The sequence below is a fragment of the Streptomyces sp. NBC_01257 genome (assembly GCF_035917255.1).
GTDB lineage: Bacteria > Actinomycetota > Actinomycetes > Streptomycetales > Streptomycetaceae > Streptomyces.
The window spans coordinates 2,424,635-2,447,678 of the sequence record NZ_CP108472.1 but is presented as its reverse complement, the minus strand read 5'-3'; the positions used below and the strand labels follow the sequence as shown (position 1 = coordinate 2,447,678).

Here is a 23,044-nt window from a genome sequence, read left to right as displayed (position 1 = left end):
ATTGCGTGGTTGTTACGCAGTGTTACAGCCGGGCTGGTGGGGTCGACGCGGTGTGGTGGGTGCGCAGGCGGGCGTGGCTGATGAGTGGGCCACGGAACGGGGTTGGTGGTCAAGGGCGTTGGCTGCGGTGGTTGTGCAAGTTCGGTGTGCGTGGCGGTGGTTGTGCCCGGATATGACACTGCCCGGCCGGATTGGGGATCCGGCCGGGCAGGGGGTGGTGCGGGTGCCGCGGGGTCAGGAGGCGTCGGCCTTGGGGGCGTCGCGCAGGAGGCAGGTGAGGCGGGCGGTGCAGACCCGCTTGTCCTGTTCGTCGGTGATGACGATCTCGTACGTGGCGGTGGTGCGGCCGCGGTGTACGGGGGTGGCGACGCCGGTGACGAGGCCGTTCCGTACCCCTCGGTGATGGGTGCAGTTCAGGTCGACGCCGACGGCGAGCTTGGCGGGGCCGCCGTGGAGCATGGCGCCCACCGAGCCGAGGGTCTCGGCGAGGACGGCGGAGGCGCCGCCGTGCAGGAGTCCGTAGGGCTGGGTGTTGCCCTCGACGGGCATGGTGGCGACGACGCGGTCCGCGGAGGCCTCGGTGATCGTGACGCCCATGCGTTCGCCGAGGTGGCCCGCGGAGAAGAGGGAGGGCAGGTCGACGCCGAGGGTGGCGTACTCGTCGATGATCTCCTGGGGGAACGTGGGTGTGGTGTGCTCGCCCATGGGTCCGGCTCCGTCTCTCTGCGGTGGTTCGGTGCTGTGCGCTGGTCCTGGCTGTGCTCCCTGTTCATATCAGACGGCTGAGCGGGCGCTTAGCGCGGCTGTCTCCGGGGATCAGCGCAGGTTCTCGAACCGCACCACGACGGACTTGCTGGCGGGGGTGTTGCTGGTGTCCGCGGTGGAGCCGAGGGGGACGAGCACATTGGTCTCGGGGTAGTAGGCGGCGGCGCAGCCGCGGGCGGTGGGGTAGTGGACGACGCGGAAGCCGGGGGCGCGCCGTTCCACCCCGTCCTTCCATTCGCCGACGAGGTCGGCGTAGGCGCCGTCGGCGAGGCCCAGGGCGGCGGCGTCGTCCGGGTTGACGAGGACGACGCGGCGGCCGCCCTTGATGCCGCGGTAGCGGTCGTCGAGGCCGTAGATGGTGGTGTTGTACTGGTCGTGGGAGCGCAGCGTCTGCAACAGGAGCCGGCCTTCGGGGAGTTCGGGGAACTCGACGGGGGCGGCGGTGAAGTTGGCCCGGCCGGTGGCGGTGGGGAAGCGGCGGGAGTCGCGGGGGGCGTGGGGGAGGGTGAACCCGCCGGGGTGCGCGACGCGTTGGTTGAAGTTCTCGAAGCCGGGGACGACGCGGGAGATGCGGTCGCGGATCGTCGCGTAGTCCTTCTCGAACTCCTCCCAGGGGGTGGCTGATCCGGGCCCGAGCACGGCGCGGGCGAGACGGGCGACGATGGCGGGCTCGGAGAGCAGATGGGGGCTCGCGGGGGTGAGGTTGCCGCGGGAGGCGTGCACCTTGCTCATGGAGTCCTCGACGGTGACGAACTGCTTGCCGCCGGCCTGGACGTCCTTGTCGGTGCGGCCCAGGGTGGGCAGGATCAGGGCCCGGGTGCCGGTGACGGCGTGGGAGCGGTTGAGCTTCGTCGAGACGTGGACGGTGAGGCGTGCGGTGCGCATCGCGGCCTCGGTGACGTCGGTGTCGGGGGTGGCGGCGACGAAGTTGCCGCCCATGGCGAAGAAGACCTTGGCGTCGCCGTCGCGCAGGGCCTGGATGGAGCGGACCACGTCGTAGCCGTGGTGCCGCGGTGAGGTGATGGAGAACTCCTTGTCGAGGGCGTCGAGGAACGCCGTCGACGGCCTCTCGAAGATGCCCATGGTGCGGTCGCCCTGGACGTTGGAGTGGCCGCGGACGGGGCAGACCCCGGCGCCGGGCCGGCCGATGTTGCCGCGCAGCAGGAGGAAGTTGACGACTTCCCGGATGGTCGGCACGGAGTGCTTGTGCTGGGTGAGGCCCATGGCCCAGCACACGATGGTGCGCCGGGAGGCGAGGACCATGGCGAGGGCCTCCTCGATGGCGGCGCGTTCGAGGCCGGTGGCGGCGAGGGTCTGATCCCAGTCCGCCTCGGCCGCCGCGGCGGCGAACTCCTCGAAGCCGTGGGTGTGTTCGGCCACGAAGGTCTCGTCGACGGCTCCCTCGGCGGCGAGGATCATCTTGTTGAGGAGCCGGAAGAGTGCCTGGTCGCCGCCTATGCGTATCTGCAGGAACAGGTCGTTGAGGGCCGCCCCCCTGATCATGCCGACGGGGGTCTGCGGGTTCTTGAAGCGTTCCAGGCCGGCCTCGGGCAGCGGGTTCACCGAGATGATCTTCGCTCCGGCGGACTTGGCCTTCTCCAGGGCGGAGAGCATCCGGGGGTGGTTGGTGCCCGGGTTCTGCCCGGCGACGATGATCAGGTCGGCGTGGTGGAGGTCCTCCAGGGAGACGGAGCCCTTGCCGACGCCGATCGTCTCGGTGAGGGCCGAGCCGGAGGACTCGTGGCACATGTTGGAGCAGTCGGGGAGGTTGTTGGTGCCGAATTCGCGGGCGAACAGCTGGAGCAGGAACGCGGCCTCGTTGCTCGTGCGCCCGGAGGTGTAGAAGAGGGCCTCGTCGGGGGAGGCGAGTGCGCCGAGCTCCTCGGCCATGACGGCGAAGGCGCGCTCCCAGGTCACGGCCTCGTACCGGTCGGCGCCCTCGGGCAGGTACATGGGTTGCGTGATACGCCCCTGCTGGCCGAGCCAGTAGCCGCTGCGGGTGGCGAGATCGGCGACCGGGTGGGCGGCGAAGAAGTCCGGGGTGACGCGGCGCAGCGTGGCTTCCTCGGCGACGGCCTTGGCGCCGTTCTCGCAGAATTCGGCGGTGTGCCGCTTGTCGCCCTCGGGCCAGGCGCAGCCGGGGCAGTCGAAGCCGTCCTTCTGGTTGACCTTGAGGAGGGTCTGCGCGGTGCGGCGCACGCCCATCTGCTGCTGGGCGATGCGCAGGCTGTGGGCGACGGCGGGCAGCCCGGCGGCGGCGTGCGGGGCGGGTGCGACCTGCGGTGCGTCCTGGACCGGGTCTCCGGTGGGCGGCTTGGTGGCCATCGTGCTCCCCTTCGGGCCTGCGGCGGGCCGGGGCGCGGTCCGCGGTGCGTGATTCCTTGTCTCCGATCCTGGCACGCGGCGGGGGAGGGCCGCCCGGCGAGCCGCCGCAGGACGGCCGGAGACGGCGGCCGGTCCGGATTGTCAGTGGTACGTGGCAGGATCGGGGTGTGGCTGAGACGGCATCGAAGAAGACGGCAGACAACCGACCGCGCCTGCTCCTGATGGACGGGCACTCCCTGGCGTACCGGGCGTTCTTTGCGCTGCCTGCGGAGAATTTCACGACGGGGGCGGGGCAGCCGACGAACGCGGTCTACGGCTTCGCGTCGATGCTCGCGAACACGCTGCGTGACGAGGCGCCGACGCACTTCGCGGTGGCGTTCGACGTGTCGCGCAAGACGTGGCGCTCGCAGGAGTTCCCGGAGTACAAGGCGAACCGGTCGAAGACCCCGGACGAGTTCAAGGGCCAGGTCGAGCTGATCGGGGAGTTGCTCGACGCGATGCACGCCGACCGGTTCGCGGTCGACGGCTTCGAGGCGGACGATGTCATCGCGACGCTGGCCACGCAGGCGGAGGCGGCCGGTTTCGAGGTCCTGATCGTCACGGGCGACCGGGACTCGTTCCAGCTGATCACGGAGAACGTGACGGTGCTGTACCCGACCAAGGGTGTGTCGGAGCTGACGCGGTTCACTCCGGAGAAGGTCGAGGAGAAGTACGGCCTCACCCCGCAGCAGTACCCGGACTTCGCGGCGCTGCGCGGTGACCCGTCGGACAACCTTCCGGGCATCCCCGGGGTCGGCGAGAAGACGGCCGCGAAGTGGATCAACCAGTTCGGTTCGTTCGACGAGCTGGTGGACCGGGCCGAGGAGGTCAAGGGGAAGGCCGGGCAGAATTTCCGCGACCACCTGGACGCGGTGCGGCTGAACCGGCGGCTGACCGAGATGGTCCGCGACGTGGAACTGCCGAAGACCCCCGCCGATCTGGAGCGCGCCCCCTACGACCGCACGGCGGTCACCGGGGTGCTCGATGTGCTGGAGATCCGCAACCCGAGCCTGCGTGAGCGGCTGCTCGCGGTGGACCCGGGCAAGGCGGAGGACGAGGCCCCGGCTCCGGCCGCGGGCATCGAGCTGGACGGTGCGGTGCTGGGGGCCGGCGAGCTCGCTCCGTGGCTGGCCGAGCACGGCGCGCAGCCGCTCGGCGTCGCCACGGTGGACACCTGGGCGCTCGGCAGCGGCACGGTCACGGAGATCGCGCTCGCCACGGCCGGCGGGGCCGCCGCCTGGTTCGACCCGGCGCAGGTCGACGAGGCCGACGAGCAGGCGTTCGCCGCCTGGATCGCGGACGCGTCCCGGCCGAAGGTCATGCACAACGCGAAGAGCGCGATGCGCGTCTTCCCGGAGCACGGCTGGCGGATCGAGGGCGTGTCGATGGACACCGCGCTCGCCGCGTATCTGGTGAAGCCGGGCCGGCGCTCCTTCGCGCTGGACGCCCTGGCGGTGGAGTACCTGGGCCGGGAGCTCGCCCCGGCGGCCGCGTCCGACGGCCAGCTGGCGTTCGGTGCGGACGACCAGGCCGAGGCCGACGCCCTGATGACGCAGGCCCGTGCCGTCCTCGACCTCGGCGACGCGTTCACGACGCGGCTCAAGGAGGTCGGCGCGGCCGAGCTGCTGCACGACATGGAGCTGCCGACGTCGATCCTGCTGGCCCGCCTGGAGCGGCACGGCATCGCGGCGGACCGGCCCCATCTGGAGGGCATGGAGCAGCAGTTCGCGGGCGCCGTGCAGCAGGCGGTGAAGGAGGCGCACGCCGCGGTGGGCCGCGAGTTCAACCTCGGTTCGCCCAAGCAGCTCCAGGAGGTCCTCTTCGGCGAGCTGGGCCTGCCGAAGACGAAGAAGACGAAGACCGGGTACACGACGGACGCGGACGCGCTGGCGTGGCTGGCCGCGCAGACCGAGCACGAGCTGCCGGTCATCATGCTGCGCCACCGCGAGCAGGCGAAACTGCGGGTCACGGTCGAGGGCCTGGTCAAGACGATCGCCGCGGACGGCCGGATCCACACCACGTTCAACCAGACCGTGGCCGCGACCGGCCGGCTCTCCTCCACCGACCCCAACCTGCAGAACATCCCCGTCCGCACCGACGAGGGCCGGGCGATCCGCCGGGGCTTCGTCGTCGGCGAGGGCTTCGAGACGCTGATGACGGCGGACTACAGCCAGATCGAGCTGCGCGTGATGGCGCACCTCTCCGAGGACGCGGGCCTGATCGAGGCGTTCACCTCCGGCGAGGACCTGCACACCACGGTCGCCTCGCAGGTCTTCGGTGTCGAGAAGACCGCGGTCGACCCCGAGATGCGGCGCAAGATCAAGGCCATGAGCTACGGGCTGGCGTACGGCCTGTCCGCGTTCGGTCTCTCCCAGCAGCTGAACATCGAGGCGGGCGAGGCCCGGGGCCTGATGGACACCTACTTCGAGCGGTTCGGCGGCGTCCGCGACTATCTGCACCGCGTGGTGGAGGAGGCGCGGGCCACCGGCTACACGGAGACGGTCTTCGGCCGCCGCCGCTATCTGCCGGACCTCAACAGCGACAACCGCCAGCGCCGCGAGACGGCCGAGCGGATGGCGCTCAACGCACCGATCCAGGGCACGGCCGCGGACATCGTGAAGGTCGCCATGCTCCACGTCGACCGGGCACTCACCGAGGCGAAGCTGACGTCACGGATGCTGCTCCAGGTCCACGACGAAATCGTGCTGGAGATCGCCGCGGGTGAGCGGGAGCAGGTGGAGAAGATCCTGCGCCACGAGATGGCGACGGCGGTGCAGTTGCGGGCGCCGCTGGATGTGTCGGTCGGCGTGGGCACGGACTGGGAGTCCGCCGCACACTGAGGCCCGATGCGGGGCGGGCGCCCGTCGCCGGGCGCTCCGTCCTCAGTCGCCGGTCCGGCTCGTGTCCCGGGCCCGGCCGGCGACGGGGAGTGAGGGTGCCGCGGTGCCCCGGCCCCGCAGCCGCATCCACACCGCGTACAGCACGAGTCCGGCCGCCAGCCCGGCCCCCGCGCCGAAGCACGCGGTCGGGATGATGTCGAGCGGTGTGTCGATGTGCCCGAAGTAGGCGTACCAGCGCGCGCAGCGGTGCACGGTGCCCAGCAGGACGCACAGCCCGATGACCGCGGCCGCCCACCACCGCGCCGGGCGGTCCAGGACCGGTACGGACGCCGGCACCGGCCGGTTCCCGGTCCGGCGCAGCCCCGTCACGGCGAACCACGCGAGCACGGTCAGCGCGAGGGCCGAACTGCCGTACTGCACCAGCTGGAACACCGGATATCCGGACACGTCGCGGTCCAGTACGGGCACCAGCCGCACCCCCCACCGGTCGTGGTGGGTGAACGCGTCCCAGACGACGTGCGTCCCGGCCCCGATGACGGCGGACACCAGGAACCAGCCACCGTCCCGCAGACCGCGCGGCCCCTCCCGCGGGGTGCGCCGCTCGCCGCGTACCCAGGTGTGCACGCGCCCCTGTTGGCTCGTGGGCAGCAGTGCCACGAGCGGTTCGCGCAGCAGCAGCCACAGCGCCACGGTCGCCGCGGTGATCACGACGTCGACGGTGAACACACCCCACCACGCGTGGGTGACCTGCCCGAACTCCATGGCACCCGGGACCGCCGTGTCCGCGTAGTACGTCATGTCGGGGGCGAACGAGCCGGCGACGAGGGCCGAGGCCAGGAGCGGTCCGCGCCCGGTTCCGTTGCGGCGGATCCCGGGGAGGACGGCGGCGGCGTGGCTGAGCGTGAACGGCATGGGGGAAGTATGCGGGAGCCGTCTTCACCGGCCCGTCACCCATTGGGCAACTTGCGGACCGGAAGGTGAGAAACCGGTAAGAAGCGGTACGGCCGCTGTGTTCGGGCGGCACAAGTTGCCGTAGGGTCGCCTGAGTCCAGGCGCAGGGGAGCGCGGACAGCCGACGACGGGGAGGGCCCACACGTTATGGCAGCGCAATTCGGTCGCCGACTTCGCAGAGGGGCGGCCACGACTGCCGTGGCAGCCGCCGCTGTGGCGGCACTCTCCGCATCGCAGGCCCCCGGCTCACCCCTGGTGGCGTCCGAGGGAGGCGAGCAGCCGGCCGCCGGATCGACGCCCTCGGGCGACGGCGCCGCGTCGGGCAACTCGCCCTACTTCACGGACCTGCCGCCGCTGAACACGCCCAACAAGCCGGGCACCTCCACCAATCTGCCCGTGACAGGCAGTGCGGAATCGGGCATACCGGCCTCGGTCCTGGCGGCGTACAAGAAGGCCCAGCAGACCATCGCGGGCACGGACGCCGCCTGCCGGCTGCCGTGGCAGCTCCTCGCCGCGATCGGCAAGGTGGAGTCCGGCCAGGCCCGCGGCGGCCGCGTCGACGCGCAGGGCACCACGTTCTCCCCGATCCTCGGACCGGCCCTCAACGGCCAGGGCTTCGCCCTGATCAAGGACACCGACAACGGTGTCTACGACGGCGACTCGACGCACGACCGGGCGGTCGGCCCGATGCAGTTCATCCCGTCGACCTGGGAGACCTGGGGCCAGGACGGCAACGCCGACGGCCGCAGGGACCCGAACAACATCTACGACGCGGCGCTCGCCGCCGGGCGCTACCTCTGCGCCGGCTCGCGCGACCTGTCGCTCGCCGCCGACCTGGACCGGGCGGTCCTGAGCTACAACCACTCGGACGAGTATCTGCGTACCGTCCGCACCTGGTTCGACTACTACAACCGCGGCACCCACGAGGTGCCGGACGGTACCGGTGTCCTGCCGGCCGAGACCGGCACGGGGACCCATCCGGACCTCGGCCCCGGCACCTCGGGCGGCTCCCCGTCGCCGTCCTCCTCGCCGTCCGGATCGCCGACGCCGAACCCCAAGCCTCCGACGACGCCGACCCCCAAGCCTCCGACGAAGCCGAGCCCCACGCCCACGGACCCGGGCCGTCCGACGACGCCGACGACCCCAACGCCGACGCCCGAGCCCACGCCGACCCCGGACCTCGCCGCCGTGCAGAACGCGGGCACCGGCGAGCTGACCGCGACGGCGGGCGACGCGTTCGCCGAGCGGATCAAGGCCCGGGCGAAGAGCAACCTCGGCAAGCCGCTCGCCAAGGTGTCCGTGACCTTCACCGTCGCCGGTGACACGGACGCCGCGTTCGACGGCGGGAAGAAGTCCGTCACCCTGGCCACCGGGGCCGACGGCACCGTCACCGCGCCGGTGCTGAAGGCGGGCGAGAAGACCGGTGCGTTCACCGTGCGCGCGACGGCCACCGGCACCTCGCTGCCCGCCGTCACCTACCAGGCGGCCGTCACCGCCCGGCAGGCCGACGCCATCGCCAGGACGGGCACCGCGAAGCTGACCGCCGTCGCGGGCCAGACCTTCGCCGACGTCACCGCCAAGGCGACGTTCAAGGGCGCGGCCGCCGACCGGGTCGCCGTCACCGCCACCATGATCACCGACGACGAGAAGCCGGCGGAGAACGACAAGGGCCCGTACTTCACGGACGACGAGGGGGACCCGGTCCGCACCCTCGCGCTCACCACCGGGGCCGACGGCACGGTCACCCTGCCGGCGATCTACGCCGACGGCGCCGCGGGCACGTACAAGCTGCGCCTCACCACCGAGGGCGGCGGCTCGGTCGTCATCGAGCTGACGGTCGAGGCCCCCGCCGCCGCCTGACCCGTCCGCACCAGGGCTCCACACGCCCCGAACAGCCCCTTCGCCGGGACCCGGCCAAGGGGCTGTTCTACGTGTTCTCATCTCGCGTCCGGGTTGCTACGGTGCCCCAGCCCTGACGACCCATCAGTTCCGTGCTTCCGGGAGGCCGAGCATGCGTGCCCTAGTCGCCGCCGCCATCGGACTGGCCGCCGCCCTCGCCCTCGTGCTCACCATCAGTGCGATCGGCGCCCCACCCGGCGAGACCTCACCCAAACCCCTGCTGACCACGGTCCCGGGTCCGAAGAACTAGCCGTCCGCACCACGGAATGCAGAGGGAGGACACCCATGCGCCGCCGAGCCAGCCTCGTACTCCTGGCCTTCGCCGTCTTCTTCGCCGCGATGTCACCGCTGCTGCGCTGGTACGCCTTCCCGCGGCTGGCGAAGATACCGCCGAACCAGTACCAGGAGACGGTGCTGGAGGCGAAGCCCGCGACCCTGCTCAACTACAGCACGCTCAAGTCCGAGAAGGTCGACAAGATCACCATCGTGCAGACCCTCAAGGGCAATGTGGAGGAGTCCGACAAGATCGAGCGCAGCGCCGGCCGCGACGTCGTCGTGTGGGACGCGCTCTCCTACATCCAGGGTCCCGACGGCAAGATGGTCTCCAAGATCCCCGAGCGCTACATCTTCGACGCCCACAGCCAGGACCCCGTCCACGCCACCGGCGAATCGGTCGACGGGGACCCGGTCAGCCGCGAGGGCATCGAGTTCAAGTGGCCCTTCCTCACCGAGAAGCGCGACTACGAGTACTTCGACGCCCAGACCCGCACCAGCGCGCCCATCCACTACGAGGGCACCCAGAAGTTCCGCGGCCTGGACGTCTACTACTTCGAGCAGACCATCCCGTGGACGAAGGTCCCGATGCCGAAGACGATGCCGATCAAGGGCATCACCCCGGCGCAGATCGCCAAGACCGGCATGACCCGCTGGTACACCACCAAGCGGATGTTCTGGGTCGACCCGGTCACCGGGGCGCCGGTCAACGGCGAGGAGGTCCACAAGGAGGAGCTGCGGAACGCGAAGGCGATGGGCATGTCCCAGGACACCGTCACCGTGTTCGCCGGGCACGTGAAGATGCGCGAGGACTACATCGTCTCGATCACCGACCTGGTCAAGTCCCAGCGCCTGCTGGTCCTGCTGCTGACCTCGTACCTGCCCTGGGGCTTCCTCGTCCTCGCCGTCCTCCTGCTGGCCCTCTCACTGTGGCTGGAGGCCCGCTCGCGGCGGCCGGACGAGGCGGAGACGGCCGGGCGCAAGGAACCGGAACCCGCCCCTACTCCCGCTTGAGCCGCGCCTTCGTGAAGCGGGTCGCCGCCACCGTCGTCGGGTCCTCGGGCCACGGATGCCGCGGATAGCGGCCGCGCAGCTCCGCCCGCACCGCCTTGTAGCCCTCCCGCCAGAACGACGCCAGATCCGCCGTCACCGCCGCAGGGCGGCCCGCGGGCGAGAGCAGGTGCACCAGCACCGGGACGCCCGCCACCCGCGGGGTCTCCTGGAGGCCGAACAGTTCCTGGAGCTTCACCGCGAGCACCGGCTGCGGACCGCCGTACTCCACCCTGATCCGCGAACCGCTCGGCACCTCGATCCGCTCCGGGGCCAGCTCGTCCAGCCGGGCCGCCTCACCCGTCGCCCACGGCAGCAGTCTGCGCAGCGCCTGCCCGGCGTCGATCCCGGCCAGGTCCGAGCGGCGCCGGGCCCGCGACAGCTCGGGCTCCAGCCACTGCTCGGTACGGTCCAGCAGCGCCTCGTCCGAGACGTCCGGCCACGGCGCGCCGAGCTCCCGGTGCAGAAAGGCCAGCCGCTCGCGCAGCTGCCCGGTGTCGCGGCTCCAGCGCAGCAGCCCGAGCCCCTCCCGGCGCAGCCCCTCCACCAGGGCCTCGCGCACCAGCGCGGGGTCCGGCCGCTTCAGCGGGCGCGTCGCCAGTTCGACGGCGCCCAGGCGCTCCACCCGTCGGGCCACCACGTCCCGGCCGTCCCAGCGCACCTCCTCGCCCGCGAACCGCAGATGCCCGGCCGCCAGCCGCGCCGTGTCCTCGTCGATGACGGCGGCGAGCCGCACCTGCGCGGAGGCCGCGTGTGCCGGACGGTCCGCGACCGCGACCGCCAGCCACGGGGCGCTGCGCAGCCGTGAGCCGTCCCGCAGTTCCGCGCCCGTGCCGGACGCCATCAGGAACGCCCCCTCGCCCCGGGCCCGCGCCACCCGCTCGGGAAACGCCAGCGCGGCGACCAGCCCCACGGCGGCATCGTCCGGACCCGGCCCGCCGTGACCCGCGTCCTTCAGGGAGGAGGACAGCCGCCGCACCTCCTGGCGCCAGCGGGCGGCATAACCGTCCTTGCCCAGCCGGGCGGTGCGCAACGCGGCGGCCAGGTCGTCCCCGTAGTCCCGCGGCGGCTCCTCGCTCAGCAGCGCCACGACCTCCGCGGCCCGGCGCCCGCCGACCTCGGCCGCCCCGTCCAGCAGCGCCCTGGCCAGCCGCGGGTGCAGACCCAGCCGGGACATCCGGACCCCCCGCCCGGTGACCCGCCCGTCCGCCTCCACCGCGCCGACCGCCGTCAGCACCTCGCGGGCCGCGCCCATCGCACCGGCCGGCGGTGCGTCGAGCAGGGCGAGCCCCGTCGCGTCCGGATCGCCCCAGCAGGCCGCCTGGAGGGCGAACGCCGCCAGGTCGGCCACCTTGATCTCGGGGGAGGGGAAGCGGGCGAGCCGCCCGTCCTCCGCCTGCTCCCAGCAGCGGTAGACCGTCCCGGGCGCCTCCCGGCCGGCCCGGCCCGCCCGCTGCCGGCCCGCCGCCTGCGAGGCCCGTACCGTCGTCAGCGCGCTCAGCCCCCGCGCGTGGTCGGTGCGAGGCTCCCGGGCCAGACCCGAGTCGACGACGGTCCGCACACCCGGAACCGTCAGCGAGGACTCCGCCACCGAGGTCGCCAGCACCACCCGCCGCCCCTCGGACGAACCGGCCAGCACCGCGTCCTGCACGGCGGCCGGGGCCCGCCCGTGGACCTGGAGCACCTCCGCGGCCACCCCGGACAGCTGCCCCGCCACCCGGCCGATCTCACCGACGCCGGGCAGGAAGCACAGCACGTCGCCGTCCCGCTCCGCCAGCGCCCGCCGCACCACGGCGGCGACATGGCCCAGCAGCGCCGGATCGACACGCATCCCGTGCGGCGGCCGCACCGGCCGCAGCGGCGGCGCCCACACCACCTCCACCGGGTGTGACACCCCCTGCGCCTCGACGACCGGCGCGTCGCCCAGCAGCCGGGCCCAGCCCTGCGCGTCCGTCGTCGCCGACGCGGCGACCAGCCGCAGATCGGGACGGATCGCCTCCCGCACGTCCAGGAGGAACGCGGCCACCGTGTCCGCGTCCAGATGCCGTTCGTGGCACTCGTCGATGATCACCGCGTCGACACCCGCCAGCTCCTGGTCGCGCTGGAGCCGCTGGAGCAGCACCCCGGTGGTGACCACCTCGACCACGGTCCGCGGACCCACCACGCGCTCGCCGCGCACCGTGAAGCCGACCCGTTCGCCCGGCCGCTCGCCGAGCAGCCACGCCATCCGCCGGGCCGCGGCCCGGGCGGCGATCCGCCGGGGTTCGGCGACCACGACCCGGCGCACCGGTCCGTCGCCGGTCAGACCGGCCAGGACCAGCGGGACGAGCGTCGTCTTGCCGGTGCCCGGCGGCGCGCAGAGCACCGCGACACCGCGGTCGTCGAGCGCCTGCCGCAGCGCGGGCACGGCGGTGCGGACGGGCAGCTGGTCCAGTGCGTCGGTGCGGATCACGCCCCCAGTCTCGTACGGGCGGGGCCCGGCCCGTTCACCGGACGGCGGTCAGTCCCGTACGCAGACGAAGATCGCGGTGCCCGGGATCAGGTTGCCGCGCAGCGGCGACCAGCCGCCCCACTCCTGGCTGTTCCAGGCGGGCCACTCCGGTTCCACCAGGTCGACCAGGCGGAAACCGCCCGCCACCACGTCCCGCACCCGGTCGCCGAGCGTCCGGTGGTGCTCCACGTACACCGCGTCGCCCCGCTCGTCCTGCTCCACATAAGGGGTGCGGTCGAAGTACGAGGCGGCGACGGACAGGCCCTCGGGCCCCGGCTCGTCCGGGAACGCCCAGCGGACCGGATGCGTGACGGAGAAGACCCAGCGGCCGCCGGGGCGCAGCACCCGGTGGACCTCACGGAACACCTGCACCGGGTCGGCGACGAACGGCACCGCGCCGTACGCGGAGCAGGCCAGGTCGAAGGAGCCGTCGCGGAACGGCAGCACCCCGGCGTCCGCCTCGACCAGGGGGATGCCCCCGCCGATCCGCAGGGCGTGCTGGAGCTGGCGGTGGGAGAGGTCGAGGGCGACCGGCCGGGCACCCCGGGCGGCCAGCCAGCGCGAGCACTGTGCCGCGCCGGCGCCGATCTCCAGGACGTCCAGGCCCTTCAGCGAACCGGCCGGGCCCAGCAGGGCCGCGTCCGCCTCGTCGAGCCCCTCGGGTCCCCAGACGAAGCGGTCGTCGCCGAGGAAGCCGCCGTGGTCGTTCTGGTACTCGTCGGCGTTGCGGTCCCACCAGCCGCGACTGGCCCGGCTGCTCTCCGCCTCGCCGGCGCCGCGCCGTGTCGCCTCTGGTTCGGCCGCGTAGATCTCTTGGCTCATCGTGTCCGTCGTTGTAGTTTGCCTTCACCCCGTCGTACGCGGTACGTACCAGGGGGGATCCGTGAGTACGGAACCCGTGTGTCCGGAACATCTCCGGGGCCGATGTGGCCTCGGTGAACCTGAGTTGTGCCGGGTATGGGTCGTTCCGCCCTTGGTGTGCGCCTTCGCGCATTGACCCTGCCCTGCTGCCCCCGTATGCTACAAGTTGCGCTGCGAGCCTGCGCGCCTCAGACCTAGCAGGCCGCGCTCGCATCTGTATGTATGTCCCCTCGGTTCACGAGGCGCCTCCCGGTTCGGGATCGGCGCTTCCCAGGCTGTCCGGCTTCTGCAGAGGCGATACGGGCTCACGGCGTAGCAGTAACTTCGACTCACTGTCCGTACCGGAGCCCTTTCCCACATGACGAGCAGCACCGAGACCACCGCCACCACTCCGCAGGTTGCGGTCAACGACATCGGCGACGCGGACGCGTTCCTCGCGGCGATCGACGAGACGATCAAGTACTTCAACGACGGCGACATCGTTGACGGTGTCATCGTCAAGGTTGACCGGGACGAGGTTCTCCTCGACATCGGTTACAAGACCGAAGGTGTCATCCCGAGCCGCGAGCTCTCGATCAAGCACGACGTCGACCCGAACGAGGTCGTCAAGGTCGGCGACGAGATCGAGGCCCTGGTTCTCCAGAAGGAGGACAAGGAAGGCCGCCTGATCCTCTCGAAGAAGCGCGCTCAGTACGAGCGTGCCTGGGGCACCATCGAGAAGATCAAGGAAGAAGACGGCATCGTCACCGGTACCGTCATCGAGGTCGTCAAGGGTGGTCTCATCCTCGACATCGGCCTCCGTGGCTTCCTGCCGGCGTCGCTCGTCGAGATGCGCCGCGTCCGCGACCTCCAGCCGTACGTGGGCAAGGAGCTCGAGGCCAAGATCATCGAGCTGGACAAGAACCGCAACAACGTGGTCCTGTCCCGCCGTGCCTGGCTCGAGCAGACCCAGTCCGAGGTCCGCCAGACGTTCCTCACGACCCTCCAGAAGGGTCAGGTCCGCTCCGGCGTCGTCTCCTCGATCGTCAACTTCGGTGCCTTCGTGGACCTGGGTGGCGTCGACGGTCTCGTGCACGTGTCCGAGCTGTCCTGGAAGCACATCGACCACCCCTCCGAGGTTGTCGAGGTCGGCCAGGAAGTCACCGTCGAGGTTCTCGACGTGGACATGGACCGCGAGCGCGTCTCCCTGTCGCTCAAGGCGACGCAGGAAGACCCGTGGCAGCAGTTCGCCCGTACGCACCAGATCGGGCAGGTCGTTCCCGGTAAGGTCACCAAGCTCGTTCCGTTCGGTGCGTTCGTGCGCGTCGACGAGGGCATCGAGGGCCTGGTCCACATCTCCGAGCTGGCCGAGCGCCACGTGGAGATCCCGGAGCAGGTCGTCCAGGTCAACGACGAGATCTTCGTCAAGGTCATCGACATCGACCTCGAGCGTCGTCGCATCAGCCTCTCGCTGAAGCAGGCCAACGAGTCCTTCGGTGGCGACCCGGCCTCGGTCGAGTTCGACCCGACCCTGTACGGCATGGCCGCGTCGTACGACGACCAGGGCAACTACATCTACCCCGAGGGCTTCGACCCCGAGACCAACGACTGGCTCGAGGGCTTCGAGGCTCAGCGCGAGGTCTGGGAGACGCAGTACGCCGAGGCGCAGACGCGCTTCGAGCAGCACCAGGCCCAGGTCATCAAGTCCCGCGAGGCCGACGAGGCCGCTGCTGCCGAGGGCGCTGCCGCCCCGGCCGGCAGCGCTCCGGCTGCCTCGGGCGGCAGCGGTGGCGGCGGCTCGTACTCCTCGGAGTCCGCGGACAACTCCGGCGCCCTGGCGTCGGACGAGGCCCTGGCTGCCCTGCGCGAGAAGCTGGCGGGTGGCCAGAGCTGACGCTCTGACCCTCCGGCCGGTCATCGGCTGCAGTAGGTGAAAGTGAGGCCCGCTCCCTTCGGGGAGCGGGCCTCACTCGTTTGTTTCCGCGGCGGGCTGTTCGGGCTGTTACGGGGTGACGTCGATGTTGGTCAGGCCGTTGCCGCCGGTCACCGTGTTGCTCGCGTAGACGGTGGTGGGGCAACTCGCGCCGTAGTTCGTGACGTTGACCGCGATCCGCTTGTCGCCCGTGGAGCCGGACAGGTCCGAGGCGTTGTCCCGGAAGACGGTCCCGCAGCCCCAGCCGCTCTGCTGGGTGTGCGTCTCGTAGCCGTTGTTGGTCGTACGGGAGCCGTGGTTGCCCTGGACGAGGACGTCGTTGCCCTTCACGTCGACCCAGGAGTCGTCGTAGTTGGCGCCCGTCAGCCCGCTCCCGTCGAAGGTGTTGCCGATGATCCGGGCCCCGGTCGTGCCCTCCTTGATGTCGACGTTCTCGCCGCCGACGTCCGGTCCGATCGTGTTGTCCAGGATCTGGACCCGGTCGCTGCGGTCGGAGAGGTCGCCCGCCGAGCCGACGTAGACGCCCTCGCCCATGCCCCGGCCGTCGTGCCCGGTGTCGTAGATCCGCGAGTTCCGGATGACGCCGTCGCTGCTGGACTTGCGGAAGTGGACGCCCTCCATGTCCAGGTCGTGCACGGTCACCGCATCGATGATCACGCCGTTGGCACCGTCGGCCATGATGCCCTTCTGGCCGCCGGTGACGGTGATGCCCTTCACCGTCCAGTACGAGGCGCCGTTCAAGTGCAGCCCGTAGCCGCCGCCGGCCGTGAGGACCGCGCCGGAGGAGCCGGTCAGGGTGATGCGCGCGGAGGCGGTGCCGGGGACGAGGGCCTTGAAGTTGCCGGTGTACGTGCCGTCCGCGAGGTGGATCGTGTCGCCGGGGGCGGCCGCGGTGAGGGCCGACTTGAGCTGGGCGGCGGTGCTCACCTCGATGACCGTCGCGGCACCGGCCGTCGCGGCGGAGGCGAGGGTGAGCGCGCCGGTGGCGAGCGCGGTGGCCAGCAGGGCGGGGAGCAGCGTGCGGGTGCGCATGGGGGTGCCTTCCCGTGAGAGGTTCAGGACGTTCTCGTACATGAATGTGGGGCGAGTGTCTGAACTTGCTGCCCAGTGACGCTAGGGACGGGGTCGAGCCATGTCAAGGTCTGGACCAATGTGCGTCGATGCTGCGGGCAGAGTGAACACAGGGAAACGTGCGAGATACACGAATAGCTGACGGCCCGTAACACGCCCTTGCCAGGATCCCGGCAACCTCAAGATCCGAAGGGGAGCCGGGACATGACTCACGCTTCGCACCACTCGCCCGCGAGCCGCCGCACCTTCCTCCGCAACGTCGGCCTGTCCGGCGGGGCGGGCGCGATGTTCGCCACCATGGGGGCGCTCGGCCTCGCCCCCACCGCCCAGGCCGCAGGCCGCGAACCCGCCTTCCGCGCCCCCAGTAGCGGTGACTTCCACCTGAAGGGGAAGGCCGCGGCCAAGGTCGTCGTCGTGGGCGGCGGCATCGCCGGTCTCGCCACGGCCTATGAGCTCGGCAAGGCGGGCTACGACTGTACGGTCCTGGAGGCGCGCGGCCGTACGGGCGGCCGCAACTTCACCGTACGCGGCGGGGATTCCACCACCGACATCCACGGCGTCAAGCAGACCGCGCGGTTCTCCGACGGCCAGTACATGAACGCCGGACCCGGCCGGATCCCGCAGTGGATGGTCACCCTCGACTACTGCCGCGAACTCGGCGTCCCCATCGAGGTGTTCACCAACGTGAACGCCAATGCCTACATCTACAACGAGAAGTCGGGGATGAAGGCCCCCGTCCGCTACCGCACCGCCAAGGCCGACGTGTACGGCTACGTCGCCGAACTCCTCTCCAAGGCCACCGACAAGGGCGCGCTCGACCGGCAGATCACCGCCGACGACCAGGAGCGGCTGCTCGACTTCCTCAAGGACTTCGGCGACATCGGCGACACCCTCGACTACACCGGCAGCCCCCGGCGCGGCTACCGCGTCGACCCCGCGGCCGCCGGCACCCCCGGCGAGGAGCTCGGGTCCGTACCCACCGCATCCGAGGTCTTCGCCAGCGGCGTCGGACGGTACTTCGCCTTCGAGTTCGAGTACGACCAGGCGATGCTGATGTTCCAGCCCGTCGGCGGCATGGACCGGATACCCGCCGCGCTCACCCGGGCGATCGGGGAGCGCCGGATCCGTACCGGCGCCGCCGTCACCGAGATCACCGACACCGCCCACGGCGTCACCGTCACCTACACGCAGTCCGGCCGCGCCCGCAGCATCGAGGCGGACTACTGCGTCGCCGCCCTGCCGCCCAACATCCTGGCCAAGACCGCCCACAACCTCGGCCCGGCCGTCCAGACGGCCCTGGAGGCCTGCAAGCCGTCGTCGGCCGGGAAGATCGGGCTGGAGTACCGCAGCCGCTGGTGGGAGAGCGACCAGCAGATCTACGGCGGCATCACCGAGACCGACATGGACCTGGCCCACATCTGGTACCCGTCCTACGGCCACCAGGGCCGGCGCGGCACCATCATCGGCTACTACAACACCGGCTCCAACGCCGACGCGTACGCCGCGCTCACCCCGCGCGAGCGGGAGGCGCGGGCCCTCGCCCAGGGCGTCAAGATCCACGGTGAGAAGTACCGCACGGAACTCGCCACGTCGTTCTCCCACCACTGGCGCCAGACCCCGTACCTGGAGGCCTCCTGGCACTCGCTGTCCGGCGGCCCCGACGCCCCCGTCTTCGCACCGCTCAACCGGGCGGCCGGACGGGTCTACTTCGCCGGTGACTACCTGAGCTACGCGGACGCCTGGCAGCACGGAGCGTTCACCTCCGCACGGAAGGCGGTCACCGCACTGCATACGCGGGTACTTGGGTAAACACCATGTGAAGGGGCACGGGCGGGAATGCCCGTGCCCCCCGGGACGTTCTTCTTCAGGAACACAAGGAGGAGCGGTAACCGTGCCTGATCCGCAGAGTTTGTACGAATGGGAGCCGAAGGGCCTGGCTGTCGTCGACATGGCGCTCGCCCAGGAGTCGGCCGGCCTGGTCATGCTCTACCACTTCGAGGGCTACATCGACGCGGGTGAGACCGGTGAGCAGATCGTCGACGGCCTGCTCGAATCGCTGCCCCACCAGGTCGTGGCCCGGTTCGACCACGACCGCCTCGTCGACTACCGCGCACGGCGCCCGCTGCTGACGTTCAAGCGCGACCGCTGGTCGGCGTACGAGACCCCGACGCTGGACGTCCGGGTGGTCCAGGACGCGACCGGGGCGCCCTTCCTGCTGCTGTCCGGGCCCGAGCCCGACGTGGAGTGGGAGCGGTTCGCCGCCGCCGTCGAGCAGATCGTGGAGCGGCTCGGTGTCCGCCTCGCCGTCACCTTCCACGGCATCCCGATGGGCGTCCCGCACACCCGCCCGGTCGGCGTCACCCCGCACGGCAACCGCACCGACCTCATGCCCGGCCACCGCAGCCCGTTCGACGAGGCTCAGGTGCCCGGCTCCGCCGCCGCCCTCGTCGAGTACCGGCTGATGGAGGCCGGACACGACGTGCTCGGTGTCGCCGCCCATGTGCCGCACTACGTCGCCCGCTCCGCCTACCCCGACGCCGCGCTCACCGCACTGGAGTCGATCACGGCGGCGACCGGACTGGTCCTGCCGACCGTCGCCCACTCGCTGCGCACCGAGGCGCACCGCACCCAGACGGAGATCGACCGCCAGATCGACCAGGGCGACGAGGAGCTCGTCTCGCTGGTCGAGGGCCTGGAGCACCAGTACGACGCGGTCGCCGGCTCCGAGACCCGCGGCAATCTGGTCGCCGAACCGGTGGACCTGCCGTCCGCCGACGAGATCGGCCTCGAATTCGAGAAGTTCCTGGCCGAGCGCGAGGGTGACGGCTGAGACCGGTCGGCCCGCTCACCGCACCACCGGGCGGCGGGTACTAGGCTGCCGCCCATGCTGAAAGTGGGTCTGACCGGTGGGATCGGCGCCGGCAAGAGCGAAGTGTCCCGGATGCTCACCGGCTACGGGGCCGTCCTCGTCGACGCCGACCGGATCGCCCGCGAGGTCGTCGAGCCCGGCACCCCCGGGCTCGCCGCCGTCGTCGAGGAGTTCGGCACCGGCATCCTGACCCCCGAGGGCACGCTGGACCGGCCGAAGCTCGGCTCGGTCGTCTTCGCCGACAGAGAGCGGCTGGCCGCTCTCAACGCGATCGTCCACCCGCTGGTGGGCGCCCGCTCCGCCGCACTCGAACGGGCCGCCGGACCCGATTCCGTCGTCGTCCACGACGTGCCCCTCCTCACGGAGAACGGCCTCGCCCCCCTCTACGACCTGGTCGTCGTGGTCGACGCCGCCCCGGAGACCCAGCTCGACCGCCTCGTGCGGCTGCGCGGGATGACGGAGCAGGAGGCGCGCGCCCGGATGGCGGCCCAGGCCACCCGCGAGCAGCGACGCGCGGTGGCCGATCTGATCATCGACAACGACGGACCGGTCGAGGCCCTGGAACCGCAGGTCCGCGCGCTCTGGTCGGAACTGGAACGGCGGGCCGCGGCCGGCTGACCCCGGGGCCGGAATTCCGGCGGCCGGGCCGACGTTCACCCCGCGGTGGACGAGGGAAGGATGCGACTGTGCCCGAGAGGAACCCGGAGACCCACGTCATAGACTTCCGCGCGGCCGAGCAGCTGCTGGCAGCGCGCGACCCGCGGGGTGCCGTGCAACTGCTCGACTCGGTGATCGCCTCCCACCCGGAGAACACCGCCGCCCGGCTGCTGCGCGCCCGCGCCTTCTTCGCGGCCGCCCAACTGCGCCCCGCCGAGCTTGAGTTCGAGCTCGTGCTGGAGCGGGAGCCGGACAACGCGTTCGCGCACTTCGCCCTCGCGCGCACCTTCGAGCGGTCCGGCCACCCGGAGCGGGCCACGCGCCACTTCCGGCTGGCGGCGGCGCTCGACCCGAACCCGGAGTACCTGAAGGCGGCCCGCTTCGACGCGGACGGCTGAGGGCCCGGCTCCTACGGCCGGGCCCGCATGTCCGGAGTCCGGCGCTCAGTGCCCGTAACGTCCCCGTCCGCCGGGACCGGGTGCGTACGGCGGGATCGTGCGGTCCGGCCGGCCGCGCGGACCCCGGCGCAGGTGGTGGACGATCACGGCCAGATCCACCAGGACCAGCACCAGCAGCACCCCGCAGGCCGCCGCCCAGCCCGGCCGGCCGGTGACAGTGAAGGCCGTCAGGCCGAAGACGGCCCAGGCCAGGCCCCATAGACTCAGCCAGAGCCGCATCCGCAGCGGGCTGCGGGCGGTCGTGGGCTCATTACCGGTACGCATGGCGATCGCCTCACCTACCAGCATGGACCCGCGACGGCACTCGTGCGGCGATCCGACGGCAAAGAGTGGGGGCGGGGCCGTGAACGGCACAGCAACGGGGGACGCGGCCGTGCGCAGGTCCCGGATCCGCGGGTGTCTGCTGGGCGGGGCGATCGGGGACGCCCTGGGCAACCCGGTGGAGTTCCTGTCGCTCGCCGGCATCCGCCGCGCGCACGGCGAGCAGGGCGTCCAGGGGCTCACCGCCGACGAGGACGGGGCCGTCGGACGCGTCACGGACGACACCCAGATGACGCTCTTCACGGCCGAGGGACTGATCAGGGCGCACTCCCGGGCCATGTCCAAGGGGATCGGCGGCGCCGAGACGGCGGTCATGAAGCACGCCTATCTGCGCTGGCTGGACACCCAGAACCATCCCGCGCCGCCGGCCCGGGACGGGGGCGACCTCGTCCGGACCGGATGGCTCAGGCAGCAGCCCTGGCTGTACGCGCGCCGGGCCCCCGGAAACGCCTGCCTGAGCGGACTCACCTCCGCGCACACCCCCGACCCGCAGGGCCCGCTCGGGGTGCCGGGCCCGGTGAACACGGACTCCAAGGGCTGCGGCACGGTCATGCGCTCCGCCCCCTTCGGCCTGACCGGCGAGGACCCGGCCGGGGGCTTCGCGCTGGCCGCCCGGTGCGCGCAGATCACCCACGGCCACCCCACCGGTGCCTACGCGGCCGGAGCGCTCGCGGCGATCGTCGCCCATCTGCTGGCGGGCGACTCCCTGCCGGGATCGGTCCTGCGGGCCATGGACCTGCTCGCCCGCCACCCCGGGCACGAGGAGACGACCGCCGCCCTGCGCGGCGCCGTCGACCTGGCCGCGCAGGGCGCGCCGAGCGCCGGGAAGGTGGAGTCGCTCGGCGCGGGCTGGGTGGCCGAGGAGGCCCTGGCCATCGCCGTGTACTGCGCCCTGGTCCTGCCCGAGGCAGGCCAGGTCGCCGAGTCCCTGCTGCTCTCGGTCAACCACTCGGGCGACAGCGACTCCACCGGCGCGGTCTGCGGCAATCTGCTCGGTGCCCGCCACGGCGAGACGGGACTCCCTCCGGCCTGGCTGGTGCGCACCGAGGGACGGGCCGTGATCGCCGAGCTGGCCGACGACCTGTCCCTGGAGTTCGCGCACCCGGTGAGCTGGCCGGAGGGCCGCTACCCGGCCTGCTGAGCCGGTGCGCGCGTCAGCCGGTCAGCAGCTTGGCGCGCAGCGTCTGAACGGTCGCCGCGTCGATCTTCAGCCCCTCGCGCACGTACGTGTCGAAGTCGCCGTAGATGTGGTCGACCTCGGCGAACGCCGCGCGAAGCCAGCTCAGTTCGACGGCCTTCGGGTCGCCGGTGTACTGGTTGCTGGCGAGGAAGTCCGCCTCGACGGTCGCCCGGGGGACCCCCAGCAGGGTGAGCAGGACGGCGGTGCCCCAGCCCGTGCGGTCCTTGCCGGCGCTGCAGTGGAAGACCGTGGCTCCGGAGCCGTTCGTGGCCACGGCGGTGACCAGGTCGTGGAAGGCGTAGTCGGCGCCCACGAAGTTGACCATGAACGGGTATCCGATGGACTGGCCCAGGTCGGACGAACCGGAGAAGAGGCCCGCCGCGATGGCCTCGGCCAGTGTCATCAGCGCCGAGTCGTGGAACCGGATGCCGTGGCTGAGCGAGACGACGTCGGCGACCTGGTACGCGACACCCGCGGGCAGCCGGTCCGGGTCGTCCCTGCGCTCCTGGACGTTGCGCAGATCGACGTCGAGGGTGAGGCGCTGGGAGGCCAGCCGCTGCTGCTCGGCGTCGGTGAGGCCGCTCAGCTTGTTGGAGCGGTAGACCAGACCGGAGCGCACCCAGCGCCCGTCCGTCGTGCGGTAGCCGCCGATGTCACGGAAGTTGCGCGCCGAGGCCAGCCCGAGGGAGCGGTCGGCGACGACCAGGGGGCTGCCGCCGTCCGGGACCAGCCGGAAGTACCAGCGCCCGGCCTCCGGGAGCGTTCCCGCCGGGACGGTCAGCGAACCGGTGCCGGGCGCCGTGCCCAGGGCGATCCCGGTCGTGGCGTCGGGGCCGGTGACGGCGGTGACGGTCACCGAGGCGGCCGGTGAGGCCCAGGAGAGGGTGTGGCCGCCGTCGGCCGCGCGCACGGCGCCGGCGGAGGTGAAGGGGACCGCGGCCTGTGCGGTGGCCGAGGCGGCGGGCGGTGCGGCGAGCGCGGACGGGGCCAGTGCCGTACCGGCGAGAAGGGCGGCCGCGACGGCGGCTCCGGCTATGCGGTGCGTACGCATGGTGCTCCTTGTCTGTCCCCCGCGGGAGGTC

18 protein-coding genes are annotated in these 23,044 nt (G+C 71.9%); 10 read left to right on the top strand and 8 right to left on the bottom strand.

The features are described from left to right. Positions 1–234 precede the first annotated feature (234 nt). Together OG408_RS10275 and OG408_RS10270 are read right to left on the bottom strand one after the other, a co-directional pair. A complete protein-coding gene (locus OG408_RS10275; protein WP_326669482.1) occupies positions 235–705 on the bottom strand; it encodes a PaaI family thioesterase in 471 nt (156 codons plus the stop codon). A 111-nt stretch (positions 706–816) separates the two neighbouring features. Continuing rightward, positions 817–3,090, bottom strand: a complete 2,274-nt coding sequence (locus OG408_RS10270) for an FdhF/YdeP family oxidoreductase (protein ID WP_266777539.1) — start codon at positions 3,088–3,090, stop codon at positions 817–819. 167 nt (positions 3,091–3,257) lie between these two features. Between OG408_RS10270 and polA the strand changes: the two genes are divergently transcribed. Continuing rightward, positions 3,258–5,969, top strand: a complete 2,712-nt coding sequence (gene polA, locus OG408_RS10265; RefSeq protein WP_326669480.1) for a DNA polymerase I — start codon at positions 3,258–3,260, stop codon at positions 5,967–5,969. Positions 5,970–6,011: 42 nt separating this feature from the next. On the opposite strand, the gene OG408_RS10260 is transcribed toward polA, so the two are convergent. Further along, a complete protein-coding gene (locus tag OG408_RS10260; RefSeq protein ID WP_326669478.1) occupies positions 6,012–6,881 on the bottom strand; it encodes a DUF4184 family protein in 870 nt (289 codons plus the stop codon). A gap of 186 nt (positions 6,882–7,067) precedes the next feature. Between OG408_RS10260 and OG408_RS10255 the strand changes: the two genes are divergently transcribed. From OG408_RS10255 to OG408_RS10245, 3 genes are all read left to right on the top strand, one after another. Then, complete coding sequence (locus tag OG408_RS10255) at positions 7,068–8,780, top strand: lytic transglycosylase domain-containing protein (RefSeq protein ID WP_326669476.1); 1,713 nt, start codon at positions 7,068–7,070, stop codon at positions 8,778–8,780. Between the two features lie 151 nt (positions 8,781–8,931). Then, the gene (locus tag OG408_RS10250; protein ID WP_136330601.1) at positions 8,932–9,069 is read left to right on the top strand and encodes an SPW_0924 family protein; all 138 of its coding nucleotides are present in this window, start codon (positions 8,932–8,934) and stop codon (positions 9,067–9,069) included. 35 nt (positions 9,070–9,104) lie between these two features. Further along, complete coding sequence (locus OG408_RS10245) at positions 9,105–10,106, top strand: DUF3068 domain-containing protein (RefSeq protein WP_266777532.1); 1,002 nt, start codon at positions 9,105–9,107, stop codon at positions 10,104–10,106. On the opposite strand, the gene hrpB is transcribed toward OG408_RS10245, so the two are convergent. Together hrpB and OG408_RS10235 are read right to left on the bottom strand one after the other, a co-directional pair. Continuing rightward, positions 10,093–12,594, bottom strand: a complete 2,502-nt coding sequence (gene hrpB, locus OG408_RS10240) for an ATP-dependent helicase HrpB (protein ID WP_266777531.1) — start codon at positions 12,592–12,594, stop codon at positions 10,093–10,095. The two genes, OG408_RS10245 and hrpB, sit on opposite strands and share 14 nt — an antisense overlap. Before the next feature lie 48 nt (positions 12,595–12,642). Continuing rightward, positions 12,643–13,455, bottom strand: coding sequence for a class I SAM-dependent methyltransferase (locus tag OG408_RS10235; RefSeq protein ID WP_266777529.1), 813 nt, complete (start codon positions 13,453–13,455; stop codon positions 12,643–12,645). Positions 13,456–13,852: 397 nt separating this feature from the next. On the opposite strand from OG408_RS10235, the gene rpsA reads away from it, so the two are divergent. Continuing rightward, positions 13,853–15,367, top strand: coding sequence for a 30S ribosomal protein S1 (gene rpsA, locus OG408_RS10230; protein WP_266777527.1), 1,515 nt, complete (start codon positions 13,853–13,855; stop codon positions 15,365–15,367). 108 nt (positions 15,368–15,475) lie between these two features. Here the strand turns inward: rpsA and OG408_RS10225 are convergent, their stop codons facing one another. Continuing rightward, complete coding sequence (locus tag OG408_RS10225; RefSeq protein WP_326674508.1) at positions 15,476–16,438, bottom strand: right-handed parallel beta-helix repeat-containing protein; 963 nt, start codon at positions 16,436–16,438, stop codon at positions 15,476–15,478. 324 nt (positions 16,439–16,762) lie between these two features. On the opposite strand from OG408_RS10225, the gene OG408_RS10220 reads away from it, so the two are divergent. The 4 genes from OG408_RS10220 (at position 16,763) to OG408_RS10205 (ending at position 20,401) form a co-directional block, all read left to right on the top strand. Further along, entirely contained in the window at positions 16,763–18,286 is a 1,524-nt protein-coding gene (locus OG408_RS10220) for a flavin monoamine oxidase family protein (protein WP_326674507.1), read from the top strand. 82 nt (positions 18,287–18,368) lie between these two features. After that, the gene (locus tag OG408_RS10215) at positions 18,369–19,307 is read left to right on the top strand and encodes a PAC2 family protein (protein ID WP_266777525.1); all 939 of its coding nucleotides are present in this window, start codon (positions 18,369–18,371) and stop codon (positions 19,305–19,307) included. 54 nt (positions 19,308–19,361) lie between these two features. After that, positions 19,362–19,964 (top strand): dephospho-CoA kinase, encoded by a 603-nt coding sequence (coaE, locus tag OG408_RS10210; protein WP_326669472.1) that lies wholly within the window; start codon positions 19,362–19,364, stop codon positions 19,962–19,964. Between the two features lie 68 nt (positions 19,965–20,032). Continuing rightward, positions 20,033–20,401, top strand: a complete 369-nt coding sequence (locus OG408_RS10205) for a tetratricopeptide repeat protein (protein WP_266777521.1) — start codon at positions 20,033–20,035, stop codon at positions 20,399–20,401. 45 nt (positions 20,402–20,446) lie between these two features. Here OG408_RS10205 and OG408_RS10200 read toward each other — a convergent pair whose 3' ends face one another. Next, complete coding sequence (locus OG408_RS10200; RefSeq protein WP_326669471.1) at positions 20,447–20,725, bottom strand: DUF6343 family protein; 279 nt, start codon at positions 20,723–20,725, stop codon at positions 20,447–20,449. A gap of 79 nt (positions 20,726–20,804) precedes the next feature. Here OG408_RS10200 and OG408_RS10195 point away from each other — a divergent pair, with 79 nt between their 5' ends. Next, positions 20,805–21,923, top strand: coding sequence for an ADP-ribosylglycohydrolase family protein (locus OG408_RS10195; RefSeq protein ID WP_266777517.1), 1,119 nt, complete (start codon positions 20,805–20,807; stop codon positions 21,921–21,923). A gap of 13 nt (positions 21,924–21,936) precedes the next feature. On the opposite strand, the gene OG408_RS10190 is transcribed toward OG408_RS10195, so the two are convergent. Then, positions 21,937–23,013 carry a tyrosine-protein phosphatase gene (locus tag OG408_RS10190; RefSeq protein ID WP_326669469.1) on the bottom strand — a complete coding sequence of 359 codons (1,077 nt, stop codon included), beginning with the start codon at positions 23,011–23,013 and terminating at the stop codon, positions 21,937–21,939. Positions 23,014–23,044 lie beyond the last annotated feature (31 nt).

Coding starts and splice junctions, on each gene's coding strand:
- coaE (WP_326669472.1), top strand. CDS start 19,362: ATGCTGAAAGTGGGTCTGACCGGTGGGATCGGCGCCGGCAAGAGCGAA.
- OG408_RS10250 (WP_136330601.1), top strand. CDS start 8,932: ATGCGTGCCCTAGTCGCCGCCGCCATCGGACTGGCCGCCGCCCTCGCC.
- OG408_RS10225 (WP_326674508.1), bottom strand. CDS start 16,438: ATGCGCACCCGCACGCTGCTCCCCGCCCTGCTGGCCACCGCGCTCGCC.
- OG408_RS10190 (WP_326669469.1), bottom strand. CDS start 23,013: ATGCGTACGCACCGCATAGCCGGAGCCGCCGTCGCGGCCGCCCTTCTC.
- OG408_RS10260 (WP_326669478.1), bottom strand. CDS start 6,881: ATGCCGTTCACGCTCAGCCACGCCGCCGCCGTCCTCCCCGGGATCCGC.
- OG408_RS10200 (WP_326669471.1), bottom strand. CDS start 20,725: ATGCGTACCGGTAATGAGCCCACGACCGCCCGCAGCCCGCTGCGGATG.
- OG408_RS10220 (WP_326674507.1), top strand. CDS start 16,763: ATGTTCGCCACCATGGGGGCGCTCGGCCTCGCCCCCACCGCCCAGGCC.
- OG408_RS10255 (WP_326669476.1), top strand. CDS start 7,068: ATGGCAGCGCAATTCGGTCGCCGACTTCGCAGAGGGGCGGCCACGACT.
- OG408_RS10270 (WP_266777539.1), bottom strand. CDS start 3,090: ATGGCCACCAAGCCGCCCACCGGAGACCCGGTCCAGGACGCACCGCAG.
- OG408_RS10275 (WP_326669482.1), bottom strand. CDS start 705: ATGGGCGAGCACACCACACCCACGTTCCCCCAGGAGATCATCGACGAG.
- OG408_RS10245 (WP_266777532.1), top strand. CDS start 9,105: ATGCGCCGCCGAGCCAGCCTCGTACTCCTGGCCTTCGCCGTCTTCTTC.
- rpsA (WP_266777527.1), top strand. CDS start 13,853: ATGACGAGCAGCACCGAGACCACCGCCACCACTCCGCAGGTTGCGGTC.
- OG408_RS10235 (WP_266777529.1), bottom strand. CDS start 13,455: ATGAGCCAAGAGATCTACGCGGCCGAACCAGAGGCGACACGGCGCGGC.